We start from the raw sequence: 14,157 nt of genomic DNA, 5'->3' as shown, positions 1-14,157 counted from the left end.
TGCCGGACGCCGTCAGATCGGCGGCGCGTCGCGGAAGGTGACGACGGCGGTGACGCCCTCGGGGCGCAGGGCGTGGGCGGCCGGGGCGGTGAGGAGGGCGGCGTCGTAGCGGGCGAGGGGGGCGCCGTCGAGGGTGGCGGTGCCGGAGAGGCAGACCAGCAGCACGGTGGCGCCGACCGGGACGTCGACCGGGCCGGGGTGCTCGGCGAGGACGAGGTCGGCGGTGGCGCGGCCGCGGCGGGTCATCACGTTGAAGTCGACGAGCGGGCCGCCGAGCAGTCGGCAGTCGGTGGCCGCGTCGCCGGAGAACGCGAACGGGCGGAACGGCGCGTCGACGAGGTGCTCGGTGCCGTCGACCGTCAGCGCCATGCCCGGGCCCTCGACCACGGTGATCACCCGGTCGACGCCGGGGAAGGCGGAGAACGGTCCGGCGGAGGCGACGTCGGCGAGGCTGACCCGCCACCGGAAGTCGTCCGGCCCGGAGCCCGCCGGGTCCCCGGCGACCTCCCTGGTCACCCCGCCCCCGTTGCGCCACGCCGTGGCCGGTCGCCCGGCGGCGGGCAGGAACCGGACCGGAGCCGTGCTGTTCGTCATGGCGCGATCCTCGCACGGGGCCGGTGGGGGCGGGGTGACGGGTTCAGTGGCGGCGGGCGGCCAGCGGGAGGACGGCGGCGACGACCGCGGCGGCGGCGACGGTGGTCAGGGCGAGCGGCAGGCTGGTCGCGTCGGCGAGGAAGCCGATCACCGGCGGGCCGATCAGCATGCCGGCGTAGCCGAGCGTCGAGGCGAGGGCGACGCCCTGCGGGCCGCCGACGGTGCCGGCCCGGGCGATGGCGAGCGGGAAGATGTTGGCCAGCCCGAGCCCGACCAGGACGAACCCGGCCACGGCCAGCGGCACCAGGGGCGCGAGCGCCGCCAGCAGCATCCCGGCCGCCGCGGTGAGACCGCCGAGGATCATCACCCGGTGCTGGCCGAGCCGCAGGGAGAGCCAGGTGCCGCCGATCCGCCCGGTGGTCATGGCGAGGGCGTAGGCGGCGTAGGCGGCGGCGGCCACCCGCGCGCCGGCGTGGACGTCGTCGGTGAGGTGCAGGGTGGTCCAGTCGGCGACGGCGCCCTCGCCGTACGCGGTGCAGAGCGCGGTGAGGCCGAGCAGCAGGACCAGCACCCGGCCGGAGGAGGGAGCGGTGCGGGCGGAGGGGGTGGAGGGGGTGGAGGCGGCGGAGACCGGTCGCGCCGCGGGGCTGCGGAGCAGCGCGACGCCCGCCGCCGCGGTGACGGCGAGTCCGGCGAGTCCGGCCAGCGCCAGCCACTCGGCGGCCGTGAGCGGGCCGGCGAGCAGCCCGCCGACGCCCGCCCCGAGCAGGCCGCCGAGGCTGTACCCGGCGTGGAAGCTGGGCATCACCGGGCGTCCCAGCTCGGCGACGATCTCGACGGCGGCGCTGTTCATGGCGACGTTGGCCCCGCCGTAGCCGGCGCCGAAGAGCAGCAGGACGCCGCCGAGCGCCGTCACCGAGTGGGTGTGCGCGGGCAGCGGGACGGCGAGCGCGAGCACGGCGAGCGAGGCGACGGTGACCGGCCGGGGGCCGTACCGGAGGCAGAGCCGGCCGACGACCGGCATGGTGACGACGGCGCCCGCCGAGACGCAGAGCAGGGCGAGTCCGAGGGCGCTGTGCGAGGCGTGGACCTGGCTGCGGACGTCCGGGATGCGGACCACCCAGGCGGCGAAGAGCAGGCCGTCGACGGCGAAGAAGGCGGTGAGGGCGAGCCGGGCGGTGCCCCAGGAGGCGAGGGAGTGCGCGAAGGGGCTGGGGGATTTCGCCGAGGTGCTGCGAGACTGGGGAGAGGGGTGACGGAGGGGACCGGAGGGACGGATTTTGTTTCGGAGCGGCACAAAGTAACAATAGGTCCGTGCAGCTCTCACCTTCAAGCCCGAAGCCCGGGACCGGGGCCGACCACGACGCGCAGCGCGACGCCCACCGCCGCGCGGCCCCCGACCGAGGGCGGACGCTGCTCGGCCCCGCGCTCCAGCTGATCCACACCGGCCGGGCCCCGACCCGCTCCGCGCTGACCCGCGCGCTGGACGTCACCCGGGCCACCGCCGGCGCCGTCACCGCCGAACTGGAGGCGCTCGGCCTCATCACGGTCGACTCCCGCCCGGCCGGCGGCGGCCGCGGCCGCCCCTCGCACCGGCTCGCCATCGACCCCGCGGGCCCGGTGGTGGTCGCCGGCCAGATCCACGCCGACGGCCTCAGCGTCACCCTGGCCGGCCTCGGCGGACTGCTCGACCCGCCGGTCCACCTGCCGCTGCCCGCCGCCACCGACCCGGTGCGGATGCTGCGCGCCGTCGCCCAGGCGGGTGCGGAGCTCGCCCGCGGCACCGAGCGGCGCTGTCTCGGCGCGGCGCTCGCGCTGCCCAACCCGGTCACCGAGCCGGACGGCACGGCGCTCGCCGCGCTGCACTTCGCCTGGCCCAGCGGCACGCCCGTCGCCGACCTGTACGACGTGGAGGTGGGGCGCGCCGACCACGGTCCGCGCGCGCTCGACCCGCTGCCCACCGCGATCGCCAACGACGCCAACCTCGCCGCCCTCGCGGAGTACCGGCACGGCGCCGGCCGCGGCGCGCGACACCTGCTGCTCGCCACCTCCGGCCACCGCGGCGTCGGCGGCGCGCTGGTCATCGACGGCCGGCTGCACACCGGCAGCGCCGGACTCGCCCTGGAGGTCGGCCACCTGACCGTGGATCCGCAGGGCCGGCCCTGCGGGTGCGGCAACCGGGGCTGCCTCAACTCGGAGACCGACCCGGACGCGCTGTTCGCCGCCGCCGGGCTGACGCCGGACCCGGACCGGCCGCTGCTCGACCAGGCCGGCGAGCTCTGCCGGGCCGCCGCCACCGACGAGCGGGCCAGGGCGGCCGTGGAGCACGTCATCGACCGGCTCGGCCTCGGCCTGGCCGGGGTCGCCAACATCCTCAACCCGGACCGGGTGGTGCTCAGCGGGCTGCACCTGGACCTGCTGGAGGCCGCGCCGGAGCGGCTGCGCGCGGTCGTCGCCGAGCGCAGCCTGTGGGGGCGCAGCGGCCGGGTGCCGATCGTCGGCGCGGAGCTGGAGCACAGCGCGCTGGCCGGGGCGGCCGAACTGGGCTGGCTCCCGTACCTGGCGGACCCGCAGTCGGTGACCGCCGGGTAGCCGGTCCGATAAGCGGAGCCTGGAGCTTCGGATAATGTTACTTATCGTGACACCCATACACTCGTAGTGAGCGAACGGAGGGGGGCTTCCAGGGGACTCGTACGAGGAGAGTGGCATGGGCATGGGCATGGGGATCGAACCGACCGTTGACGTGGACCGTTCCGACCCGGCGTACCGGAGCTGGCTCAAGGAGGCGGTCCGCAAGGTCCAGGCGGACGCCAACCGCTCGGCCGACACCCACCTGCTGCGCTTCCCGCTCCCGGCGGACTGGGGCATCGACCTCTACCTCAAGGACGAGTCCACCCACCCGACCGGCTCGCTGAAGCACCGGCTGGCCCGTTCGCTGTTCCTCTACGGGCTCTGCAACGGCTGGATCCGCCCCGGCAAGCCTGTCATCGAGGCGTCCAGCGGCTCCACGGCCGTCTCCGAGGCGTACTTCGCGCAGCTCGTCGGGGTGCCGTTCATCGCGGTGATGGCCAAGTCCACCAGCCAGTCCAAGATCGACCTGATCGAGTTCCACGGCGGCGAGTGCCACCTGGTGGACCGGCCGGACGAGGTGTACGAGGCCTCGGCCCGGCTCGCCGAGCGGACCGGCGGCCACTACATGGACCAGTTCACCTACGCCGAGCGGGCCACCGACTGGCGGGGCAACAACAACATCGCCGAGTCGGTCTTCGCCCAGCTGCGCCTGGAGCCGCACCCCGAGCCGGCCTGGATCGTGGCCACCGCCGGTACCGGCGGCACCTCGGCGACCATCGCCCGGTACGTCCACTACATGCAGTACGACACCCGGATCTGCGTCGCCGACCCGGAGAACTCCTGTTTCTTCGACGGCTGGGTGCACGGCGACCCGGACGCGGTGTGCGACCGCGGCTCGCGGATCGAGGGGATCGGGCGGCCCCGGATGGAGCCGAGCTTCGTGCCCGGGGCGGTCGACCGGATGATGAAGGTCCCGGACGCCGCCTCGGTCGCCGCGGTGCGGCTGCTGGACCGGGTGCTCGGCCGGAAGGCGGGCGCGTCCACCGGGACCGGGCTGTGGAGCGCGCTGCGGATCGTCGCGCAGATGCGGGCGGCGGGGGAGCGCGGCAGCGTGGTCACCCTGATCTGCGACCCGGGTGACCGCTACCTCGACAAGTACTACTCGGACGACTGGCTGGCGGGCGAGCGGATCGACATCGCGCCCTACCTGGCCGGCCTGGAGTCCTTCCTGGCCGGCGGCGACTGGACGGGCTGACCGGCGACGGGCTGACCGGCGACGGCCGGACGGGCTGACCGGCGGGCCGCGCGGCGGGCGCGCCGCCCCGGATCACCGCCGGTCCTCCTGCCCCTACGGCAGGCGGGTCGTCGGGAGGTCGGCGGGGACGAGCAGCTGGAGGTCCTCGGTGGAGGCGTCGGGCAGGTGGGCGATCCGCATGGCGTGCCGCTCGACCATGGTCTCGAAGACCTGGCGGGCGGTGCGCCCGTTGCCGAAGTTGGGGCCGCGCTCGATGCCGGCGAAGTGGTCGAGCAGGGCGTGCTCGGTGGCCTCGGCGAGCGCGTACTCGTGCTCGGCGCACTGGGCGCGGGCGATCTCCAGCAGCTCCCCGGCCGAGTAGTCGGGGAAGGTGATGGTGCGCGAGAACCGCGAGGAGACCCCGGGGTTGGCGGACAGGAAGCGTTCCATCTCGGCGGTGTAGCCGGCCACGATGACCACCACCTCGTCCCGGTGGTCCTCCATCAGCTTCACCAGGGTGTCGATCGCCTCCCGCCCGAAGTCGCGGGCGCCGTCCTCCGGTGCCAGCGCGTACGCCTCGTCGATGAACAGGACGCCGCCGCGCGCCCGGTCGAAGGCGGCGGCGGTGCGGATCGCGGTGGAGCCGATGTGCTCGCCGACCAGGTCGACCCGGGCCACCTCGACCAGGTGGCCGAGTTGCAGCACCCCGAGCGAGGCCAGGATCTCGCCGTACAGCCGGGCTACCGTGGTCTTGCCGGTGCCGGGGGCGCCGGTGAAGACCAGGTGGCGGCGGAGCGAGGGCGCCTTGAGTCCGGCCTGCTGCCGCCGCCGGCCGACCGAGATCAGGTCGATCAGCGTCCGCACCTCCTGCTTGACGGTGGCCAGGCCCACCAGCCCGTCGAGTTCGGCCAGTGCCTCGTCGGCGGGCCGGCAGTCGGGGATCGGCCCGATCACCGCGGCGGCCGGCGCGGCGGAGGCCAAGGTCGCCGCGGTGGCCGCGAGTTGGGCGCGCGGCGGGGGGATCTCGGCCGCTCCGGCGGCCCCTGCGGCCGGTACGTCGTCCGAGGTGCACCCCTCCACCACCGGCCCGGGCTCGGAGAACTCGAAGCCGGCCCGCTCGTTCTGCTCGGCCCGGCACCGGGTGAGCACCGTGCGGCAGCCGTCGATGATGTGGAAGCCGAAGCCCTTGCCGTGCGAGACCCGGCAGTCCTCGAAGGTGCCCCGGCCCTGGGCGGAGACGTAGACGCCGGCGTCCGAGCCGGCCCGCACGGTGCAGTCCCGCAGCACCGGGTCGGCGCCCTTGGTGACGATCACACCGGTCGCCACGTCGGAGATCTCGCAGCCGGTCAGCACGCCCCCGCTGCCGTGGTCGCGGAACCACAGCCCGGTGCCCGCCTCCTGGACCCGGCAGCCGGTGAGCGTCACCGTCGCCCCGCCGCTGACCGACACCGCCGAGCTGCGGATCCGGCTGAACGAGCAGCCTTCGGCGACGGCCGCGGAGTCGCGGTCCAGCACGAACAGCGCGTCCGGCAGGTCGTGCAGCGCGCAGTCGGTGAGCGTGAGCCGGGCGCCGTCGCTCACCCACAGCGCCGGGTACTCGCCGTTCGAACCGTGGATCTGGCAGGACTCGGCGCTCGCCTCGGTGCCCTGGTCCCAGACCGAGAGCGCCCCGCGCCCGAAGTCCCGCACGGTGGAGTGGACGAGGCTGAGCCGGGCGCGGCCGCGCAGGTCGGCGGCGTTCTCCGGCACGTCGTGCACCCGGCTGCCGGTGAGCACGAGTTCGGCCTCGCCGTCCAGGGTGAGCCCGTTGCCGGTGACCCGGTGGATCTCGCAGTCGACCAGCCGGCCGCCCGCCTGCGCCTCGGCCTGCACCCCGCTGCCGCGGATCTCGTAGATCTCGCAGCCGGTCAGCTCGGCCGCGCTGCCCGGGTCGGAGAGCAGCACGCCCGCGCCGGAGGCGTGGTGCACCCGGCAGCGCTCCAGCGCGGCGGCCGCGCCGCCGAGCACCGCCAGCCCGGCCTGGCCGGCGGCGGCGACCTCGCAGTCCTCGAAGGCGGCGGCGGTGCCCGGGCCGCGCAGCCGCAGCCCGAGGCCGTCCGGGTTGGTCACCACGCAGCCCTTCAGGGTCGGCCGGGCGCCGTCGGTCACCTCGACCCCGGCCGCCGAGTGGGTCTCCACCCGGCAGCCGGTGAACGCGGGGGTCGCCTCCTCGCCGGTGACCAGGACGGCCGGGGCGGACCGGTCGCTGCCCTCGATCACCAGGTCGCGGACGGCCGCCGCGGCGGTGACGGTGAGCGGCACCCCGCCCGGCGGGTCGATCCGGACGCTGCCGGGGCCCGACGCGGCGACCAGCGTCACCGCCTTGTCGACGACCACGTTCTCCCGGAAGGTGCCCGGTCGCACGGTCACCGTGTCGCCCGGTTCCGCGGCCGCCAGGGCCTCCGCGAGCGTGTCGTACTCGCCGGCGCGGCGCCGCCAGCGGGATGCGCTGTCCTGGGTGACCCGGACCCTGTGCTCAGCCATGACGGTCTGTCGTCCCCACCTTCATCGAGCCGGCGATCTGCGGACCGGACGCACGCGGACGCGGTGCGCCCGGACGCGGCGCACCGGGGTGCGCGGGTCGTCCGCCCACCGTAGCGCGCCCGCGCGGGTGCTCCGGCCGCGCGGGCCGGACGGGGTGGACGCCTGCCGCGGGTCCACCGGGTGTGTCGGCACCTGCTCCAACGAGCGCGCACACGTCCGGTTCCGGGACGCGGGTGCGGAAACGGGGGCGCGAGCGCGGGCGCCCGCCGTCAGACCTGGCGGTCGGCCGGCCAGTGCGCGCCGTCCTCCAGCACCTCGACCTCGTCGCCCAGCCGCAGCGTGCCGAGCACATCGCCCTCGACGCCGGCCGGTCGCTCGGGGATCAGGTTCTGCCCGAACGCCGCCTTCTTCAGCAGCCGGTGGTGCCTGGCCAGGGTGCGCAGCGGCTCGGGGCCGCGCCGCTCGCCGCTCTCCTGGTCGGTGGTGGTGACCACGCAGCGCCCGCACGGCTTGACCACCCGGAAGGTCAGCTCGCCGATCCGGATCCGCTGCCAGCCGTCCTCCGCCCAGGGCTCGCCGCCGGAGACCACCACGCTGGGGCGGAACCGCTCCATCGGCAGCTCCTCGTGGCCGTCCGGGTGCTCGGCGGCGATCAGCTCGTTGAGGCGGGCCAGCGAGGCGGTGCTGGTGAGCAGCAGCGGGAAGCCGTCGGCCATCGAGACGGTGTCGCCGGGGGCCGAGAAGTCCGGGTCGACGGGCCGGGCGCGCGGGTCGTCCAGGTGCACCAGGCGGTAGTCGCCGAGGTGCTCGGCGATCCACAGCTGGGCCTCCTTGCCCGCCTCGGCGGCGCGGAAGCGGGTGCCCCAGACCTCGACGTCGGCGAGCGGGTCGCCGACCGCGACGGCGGGGGCGGGGATCTCGGCGCGCGAGCCGTCGGGGGCGGTGAGGACGAGGGCCCCGGCGGGGGCGAGCTCGGCGCGGACCTGGCCCAGGGCGGCGTTCTCGCGCTGGCTGACGAACCGGCCGGTGGCGTCGGCGAGCATCCAGCGCCGGTCGCCGGCCAGGCCCCACGGTTCGACGCGGGCGCTCTCGGGGCTCAGGCGGTACATGGACTTGACGGGGTAGACGTGGAGTCCGGTGAGCTGCATTCCCCCATCCTGCCAGCCGGGTCCGGGCCGGCGGCGGGCGCGGTCCGTCTCCCCGGTGCGCCGGACGCGGTCCCGGCGGCGGCCCGGTCTCGGCCCGGCGGCGGTGGCCAGGCGGCGGCGGCCCGGCGGCGGTGGCACGGCGGCCCGTACGCGCCCGCACGTGCCCGCACGTGCGCCCGAATGCGCACGGACCGCCCGGAACGCCGGGTGGGGCGGCGTTCCGGGCGGTCCGTGGATGACCCGTTTCTCCGTACGCCCGGCGGATGTGGGTGCGCCGGGTGGTGCTAGGTGGTGCGGGTGCGGGCCGGGTGGGGCCGGCCCGGAGCTGTCACCGGCCTCAGTAGCTCTGGGCCTGCGGCTGGTAGCCCTGCTGGAACTGCCCGGGCTCGCCGTACGGGCCGGGCCGCTGCGGCTGCATCGGGCGGACCGGGGCGACCGGGGTGACCGCGGGGCGCAGCTGGGCGCCGCCGAAGGACTGGTCGCCGGAGCCGCCGAAGCCGCCGGGCTGGGTACCCTGGCCGCCGAAGCCCTGCGGGCCGCCGAACGGCTGCGGGGCCTGGGGCTGGCCGGCCGTGCCCTGCGGGCCGACCGGGCCGCCGGCCTGCTGCGCACCGAAGGTCTGCGGGCCGCCGTGGCCGCCGACGAAGGTGTTCTGGCCGCCGAAGCTCTGGCCGCCGGACGGCTGGTACCCGCCGGTGGCGGCCTGGGTGAAGCCCGGGGCCGGGGTCTGCGGGCGCTGGCCCGGCAGGTACGGCTGCGGGCCGCCGTAGCCGGGGACCGGCGGCTGGGGCGCGGCGGCGTACGCCGGCGCGGGCTGCGCCGGAATGTACGCGGTGGCCGGGCCGGAGGACGGCGCGCTGCTCGGGCCGGGGCCCAGGGCGAGGCGGGCGGGCGGCAGGGCGGGGAGGTTGCCGCCGGGGCTGTCGTACCCGGTGCCGTACCGGTTGTTCTCGTAGGACGGGCCGGACAGGCCGGATCCGTAACCGGTCGACAGGGCCGGCGGGAGGGCGGCCGGCACGTTGATGGGCGCGATCTGGGGGACACCGCGCTCTGCGACGAGGCTGTCGTAGATGGGCGTGCCGGAGGAGAAGGACGGAGAGGGGTAGCCGACTCCGTCGTAGGAGCGGGGCGAGGTCATGGGGCATACGGTAAGCCCACAACGCGCCTGCTGAGGAGACTGGGAGGCGGAGCAGTTCGAGTGTTTACACAAGCTTCGCCCGAACAAAGGCTTCGAAAGTAGGAAGAACGGACATTTCGGCGGCGACTTCAGGCCACTGTCCGGGGGCTCCGGGGGTTCGAACGGGGGTCGGACGGGGGTTCCGAAGACCCGTGCGGTGACGGGCCGGTGGACGGTTCGGGGACCGTCGAAGAAACTTCTGCGGGCGGGGCGCGGACCGGCGCATTCGAGCCCCCGCCGGGGGCGCGGCGGGGGCTCGTGAATGTTTGGGGAATAAAGTCCCCGTCAGGGCCGATATGGGCCCGCGGCCGGGTGGCCGAGTCCCGCTCAGTGCGCCGGGGCGGCCTGCTCGGCGGTCTTGTCGCCGGCCTTCTCGGTCTTGTCGCCGCTCTTCTCGCCGGTCTTCCCGGTGGCCTTCTCGGCGGGCTTCCCGGTCGACGGGCCCGCGGGCTGCTCGACGGGGCCGCGCTGGGCCGGGAAGCCCGGCCGGCCGGCCACCTCGGAGGTGCAGAACGAGCAGCGCACCGCCGCGGCCGGGATCCTGCTGAGGCACTCCGGGCAGTCCGCCGTGGCGGCCGGCACCGGCTTGGCGCCCTCCAGCTTGGCCTGGAGCCTGCCGACCGGCACCACCACGATGAAGTAGATCACCGCGGCCACCAGCACGAAGCCGATCAGGGCGTTGACGAAGACCCCGTACGGGAACCGGGTGCCGGCCACGTCGAAGGTCTTCTGGGTGAAGTCGCCGACCGCGCCCGTCGCCACGCCGATCAACGGCGTCAGGAACGCCGTCACGAACCCGGTGACCACGGCCGTGAAGGCCGCGCCGATCACGATGCCGACCGCCAGGTCGACCACGTTTCCGCGCAGCAGGAAGCTGCGGAATCCCTTGAGCACCGGGAACTCCATATCCGTACGGGGGAGGGTGGAACGGGACCGCGGGCCCCGGCCGGACATCCTGCCGACCCGGTGGGCCCGCGGTCCAACCGCGTTCACCCGAACCGCGTAACGGGCCCGCGGACCGGCCCGGTCGGGTCAGGCCGCGCGCAGACGCTCCGCGTACGGCTGGATCCGGACCACGGCCTCCGCGACCCGGCGCACGGTGGCCGCGTCCATCTGCGACCAGAGCGGCACGGTGAGCACCGAGTCGGCGAGCCGGTCGGTGAGCGGCAGCGACTCGGCCTGGCCCAGGTGGGCGTAGGCGCGCTGGCGCTGCACCGGCGGGTGGAAGTAGCGGCGCGAGTCGATGCCCTCCGCCCGCAGCGCGTCGGCGAGTTGGCGGGCGGTGAGGCCGAAGGCGGCGTCGTCCAGGATGAGCGTGAGGTCCTTGAAGGTGGAGGTGTCGCCCTCCTCCGGCAGCGCCAGGCGCAGCCCGGGCAGTCCGGCGGTCACCGCGGCGAACTCCTCGACCAGCGCCGTCCGGTGGGCCACCCGCTCGGGCAGGCCGGCCAGCCAGTTGAGGCCGACGGCGGCGTGCAGCTCGCTCATCCGCGCGTTCAGGCCGGGGAAGAGCGTGTCGTAGTCGCCCGGGTTGCCGTAGTCGCGGGCGGTGCGCAGCCGGCGGGCGAGGTCGGCGTCGCGGGTGGCGACCAGGCCGCCCTCGCCGGCCACCGCGACCTTGGTCGGGCTCATCGAGAACACCTCGGCGTAGCCGAAATTGCCGATCGGCACGCCCTTGCGGCGGCTGCCGAAGCCGTGCGCCGAGTCGTACACCAGCGGTACCCCGGCGGCGTCGGCGACCTCCTGGAGCCGCTCGACCTGGCAGGGCGTGCCGTACACGTGGGTGGCCATCAGGGCGGCCGGGCGGTCGGCGGCGGCCAGTCTGGCGGCGGCGTCCTCGGGGTCGAGGGTGATGTCCCGCTCGCGGGCCTCGGCGAACACCGGGGTGCCGCCGGCCCAGTGCGCGGCGTGCGCGGTGGCGGAGAAGGTGAAGCCGGGCATCACCACCGGGCGGCGGTCGTCGAGGCCGGCGGCCTGGAGGACCAGCATCAGCCCGGTGGTGCAGTTGGAGACCGCCACCACGTGCGGCACCTCCAGCAGCTCGGCCGCCGCCTCCTCCAGTTCGGCGACGGTGCGGCCGTTGGTGAGCTGTCCGCTGTCGAGCACGGTGCCGAGCCGCTCCAGCAGCGCGGCGCGGTCGGGCACCTGGACCCGGGTGAGCGGCAGCCCGCCGGGGAAGGCGGGCGTGCCGCCGAGGGCGGCGGGCAGGGCAAGGGTGTCGGTGGTCATGGCGCGGTCGATCCCCCCTGGGACGGTGACGGTGGCACGGTTGACGAGGATGGCGCGACGGAGGGCGGCGGGGCCGGGGAGGGCGCCGGCGCGGGAGCCGGCCGGGCCCGCCGCTCCGGCGGCTCGGCGCGGCGCCGGGCGCCCCACTGGCCGGGCGCGGCCCGCCACACCGGTGGCGGCCGGCGGCCGGCGGCGGTCCCGCGGCTCGCGGCGGCCGGGACGACCAGCAGCACCAGGGCGAGCGGCAGCACCTGGACCCGTTCGCGGGACAGGATGCCCATGTTGTTGATGGTCGAGAAGGCCCAGCAGAACAGCAGCGTGTAGACGGCGGCGAAGGCCACGTACGAGCGCTGCACGAACAGCCGGGGCAGCCGGCTCAGCCGCGGCCAGGCCCGGATGAACATCACCAGCAGGGCGAAGCACTCCACCGACTGGATCAGGTTCTGGATGTTGGAGGCCTCGAACGGGAACGGGCGGAACAGCACGCTGATCACCGCGACCGGCAGCCCCGCCGGGTTGAGGCTGAACTTCGGCGCGGCGTCCTCCGGCGCGGTCGCGTTGATCATCGAGTTGCCCTGGCTGGTGCGCCGGGAGGTCTCCGAGAGCACCTGGTTGACGGCGTCGCCGCCGGTCCCGTCGGTGCCGAAGAAGGTGGAGACCTGCTGGAGCACCAGCACCGCCATCGCGCCCAGCACCACGGCGGTGAGGATGGTGCGCAGCGGACCCAGCGCGCTGACCTGCCGCGGACGGCGGCGCAGCACGTAGGCGACCATCAGCCCGGCCCCGGCCAGCGCGGTGACGTGCGGGCGGACCATCGCGGTGCCCAGCGAGCCGAGCGCGATGCAGGCGAAGGCGCCGAACCGGCGGTCCAGCAGCCGCGCGGTGCCGTAGGTGGTCAGGCCCAGGCAGAACATCATCCAGGCGTCCTTGCCGATGCTGGACGGCCAGAACAGCAGGGACGGCAGGAAGAAGACCAGCTTGGCGTACTTGCGGGTGTCCGCCTCCGGGAAGGCGATCTGCAGCGCCCGCCAGAACAGCAGCAGGCCCCAGAAGCCCAGCCAGGAGAAGACCAGGAAGCCGCCGATCAGCGAGGGGCCGGTGATCGCGTAGACCACGCCGGTGACGATGATGACGAAGCCGGTGCCGGCCACCTTCATGCCCAGGTCGTAGTGGACGCCGCCGAGCAGGTCGGCCTGGTCGAGGTAGGCGGCGAGCTCGGTGCCCTTCTGGTGGTACATCTTGGCGTCGGCCGCGCCGCCGTACAGCACGAAGGCCATCAGGTAGCGGGGGAAGGCGCAGAGCAGCTTGGCGGTCATCGCCAGCAGCAGCAGCCGGAAGACGTCCCGTTCGGGGTTGGCGGCGGCGATCCGGGCGAGGACCGGGGTGCCGACGGCCATCAGCGCCGGGAGGATCAGCAGCGCGCCCCAGGTGTCGTACGAGGTGTGCACCGAGGCGAGCACGAAGAGCGTGACGTAGCCGGTGACCAGGGCGGCGGCGACGGCGGACGGCCAGGGGACGCGTCTGAGCGCCGCCGTCGCCACCCCTGGCGCACCCGGGCCCCTGGGCACCCCCGGCATCAGAACACCTCCAGGTCGCCGAGGTTGAACCGCCAGTCGGCCAGGGTGTACGGGGCGGGGCCGGTGGGCGTGCGGGCGACCAGCGTCATCCCGGTGCGCGGGGCGCGCAGGTAGCCGGTCCGCAGGGCGGCGTCGGCGGCCTCGGTGCCGGGGGAGAGGTGGGTGGCGACGTGGTCGCAGCCGCTCTCCCGGGCGGCGGCGCGCAGCAGCCGGGCGGCGCTGTCCCGGTCGCCGGGGCGGACGATCACGTCGGCTAGGGTGAACTCGGCGAGCGGGCCGCGCCGCCGGGGCCGGCCCAGGGCCAGACCGGTCAGTTCGTCGCCGCGGTGGACGGTGAGCACCCGGTAGTCCAGGCCGGGGGCCTCGCCGTAGCGCCAGCGCAGGAACTCCGGGGTGCGGTGGACGGCCAGCCGGTGGTCGGCGGCGGCGTCGGCGGCGGCGCGTTCGCGGAGCAGTTCGGCCAGCGGGCCGTGGTCCCCGGCGCCGGCGTGGGCGGCCAGCCAGGCGGCGGCGGTGGGCAGCCGGCAGTCCTCGTCGACGGGGCGCGCGGGGCCGGCCGGGCGGCGGGCGAGGGCGGCGCGCACGCCCCGGGCGAAGGCGGCCGGGCGTACGGCGCGCACCGTGACCGGCACCCGGCCCAGGTCCTGCCAGCCCATCTTCCGATAGGCGGGCAGGCTGTTGCCGTTGGGGGTGTTGAACACCAGCGCGGCCTCGTCGGCGACCTCGTCGAGCAGGTCGACGGTGAGCCGGCGGAAGATGCCGCGGCCCTGGAAGTCGGGGTGGGTGGCGGTGTCGACCGGGCGGACGGCGGTCACCGGGGCGCCGTCCTCGCCGCCCCGCCGCCACTGCCAGCGCAGGAACAGCCGGACGCCGACGAGCCGCCCGTCCGAGGTCTCGGCGACCAGGCCGGGGCTGGCGCCGAAGGGGTTGCGGCGGTGCTTCCAGGCGAAGAACTCGGCGGTGCGGGTGCCGGTGGGGCCGCCCGCCAGCGTGGCGGTGAGCAGGTCGAGCAGGGCGGGCAGGTCGGTCTCGGCGAGCGGGCGGAAGGTCAGCTCGGCGGGGGCGGGCAGGGCGCTCACGTCCGGACTCGCTCTCCCATCGGTGGTC

10 protein-coding genes and 1 pseudogene are annotated in these 14,157 nt (G+C 75.6%); 2 read left to right on the top strand and 9 right to left on the bottom strand.

The genetic code is table 11. The annotated features are described in order from the left end of the window. Window positions 1-12: 12 nt before the first annotated feature. Both ACFC0B_RS34230 and ACFC0B_RS34225 read right to left on the bottom strand, forming a co-directional pair. Complete coding sequence (locus tag ACFC0B_RS34230) at window positions 13-594, bottom strand: HutD family protein (RefSeq protein ID WP_376094984.1); 582 nt, start codon at window positions 592-594, stop codon at window positions 13-15. Window positions 595-637: 43 nt separating this feature from the next. After that, entirely contained in the window at window positions 638-1,891 is a 1,254-nt protein-coding gene (locus ACFC0B_RS34225) for an MFS transporter (RefSeq protein WP_376094981.1), read from the bottom strand. 116 nt (window positions 1,892-2,007) lie between these two features. Between ACFC0B_RS34225 and ACFC0B_RS34220 the strand changes: the two genes are divergently transcribed. Then, window positions 2,008-3,186, top strand: coding sequence for an ROK family protein (locus ACFC0B_RS34220; protein WP_376095062.1), 1,179 nt, complete (start codon window positions 2,008-2,010; stop codon window positions 3,184-3,186). Window positions 3,187-3,301: 115 nt separating this feature from the next. After that, on the top strand, window positions 3,302-4,420 hold the full coding sequence (locus ACFC0B_RS34215; protein ID WP_376094978.1) for a PLP-dependent cysteine synthase family protein: 1,119 nt from the start codon (window positions 3,302-3,304) through the stop codon (window positions 4,418-4,420). A 93-nt stretch (window positions 4,421-4,513) separates the two neighbouring features. On the opposite strand, the gene ACFC0B_RS34210 is transcribed toward ACFC0B_RS34215, so the two are convergent. The 7 genes and pseudogenes from ACFC0B_RS34210 to ACFC0B_RS34180 form a co-directional block, all read right to left on the bottom strand. Further along, a complete protein-coding gene (locus ACFC0B_RS34210; RefSeq protein WP_376094975.1) occupies window positions 4,514-6,922 on the bottom strand; it encodes a right-handed parallel beta-helix repeat-containing protein in 2,409 nt (802 codons plus the stop codon). A 269-nt stretch (window positions 6,923-7,191) separates the two neighbouring features. Then, complete coding sequence (locus ACFC0B_RS34205) at window positions 7,192-8,070, bottom strand: MOSC domain-containing protein (protein WP_376094972.1); 879 nt, start codon at window positions 8,068-8,070, stop codon at window positions 7,192-7,194. Window positions 8,071-8,407: 337 nt separating this feature from the next. Continuing rightward, window positions 8,408-9,208: a DUF6643 family protein gene (locus tag ACFC0B_RS34200; protein ID WP_376094969.1), complete on the bottom strand. Its 801-nt coding sequence runs from the start codon at window positions 9,206-9,208 to the stop codon at window positions 8,408-8,410. Window positions 9,209-9,730: 522 nt separating this feature from the next. Further along, window positions 9,731-10,141, bottom strand: a pseudogene (gene mscL / locus ACFC0B_RS34195) (large conductance mechanosensitive channel protein MscL); the annotation flags it as partial. Window positions 10,142-10,279: 138 nt separating this feature from the next. Further along, window positions 10,280-11,473, bottom strand: a complete 1,194-nt coding sequence (locus ACFC0B_RS34190) for a DegT/DnrJ/EryC1/StrS family aminotransferase (protein WP_376094966.1) — start codon at window positions 11,471-11,473, stop codon at window positions 10,280-10,282. Then, complete coding sequence (locus ACFC0B_RS34185; protein ID WP_376094963.1) at window positions 11,470-13,041, bottom strand: hypothetical protein; 1,572 nt, start codon at window positions 13,039-13,041, stop codon at window positions 11,470-11,472. The genes ACFC0B_RS34190 and ACFC0B_RS34185 overlap by 4 nt, the downstream gene beginning before the upstream one ends. An 8-nt stretch (window positions 13,042-13,049) precedes the next feature. Continuing rightward, window positions 13,050-14,129 carry a GNAT family N-acetyltransferase gene (locus ACFC0B_RS34180; protein WP_376094960.1) on the bottom strand — a complete coding sequence of 360 codons (1,080 nt, stop codon included), beginning with the start codon at window positions 14,127-14,129 and terminating at the stop codon, window positions 13,050-13,052. Between the last annotated feature and the right edge of the window lie 28 nt (window positions 14,130-14,157).

It is taken from the genome of Kitasatospora sp. NPDC056184 (assembly GCF_042268405.1).
Taxonomy (GTDB): domain Bacteria; phylum Actinomycetota; class Actinomycetes; order Streptomycetales; family Streptomycetaceae; genus Kitasatospora.
The sequence above is the reverse complement of the archived record's forward strand: the minus strand, read 5'-3'. Positions and strand labels throughout refer to the sequence as shown.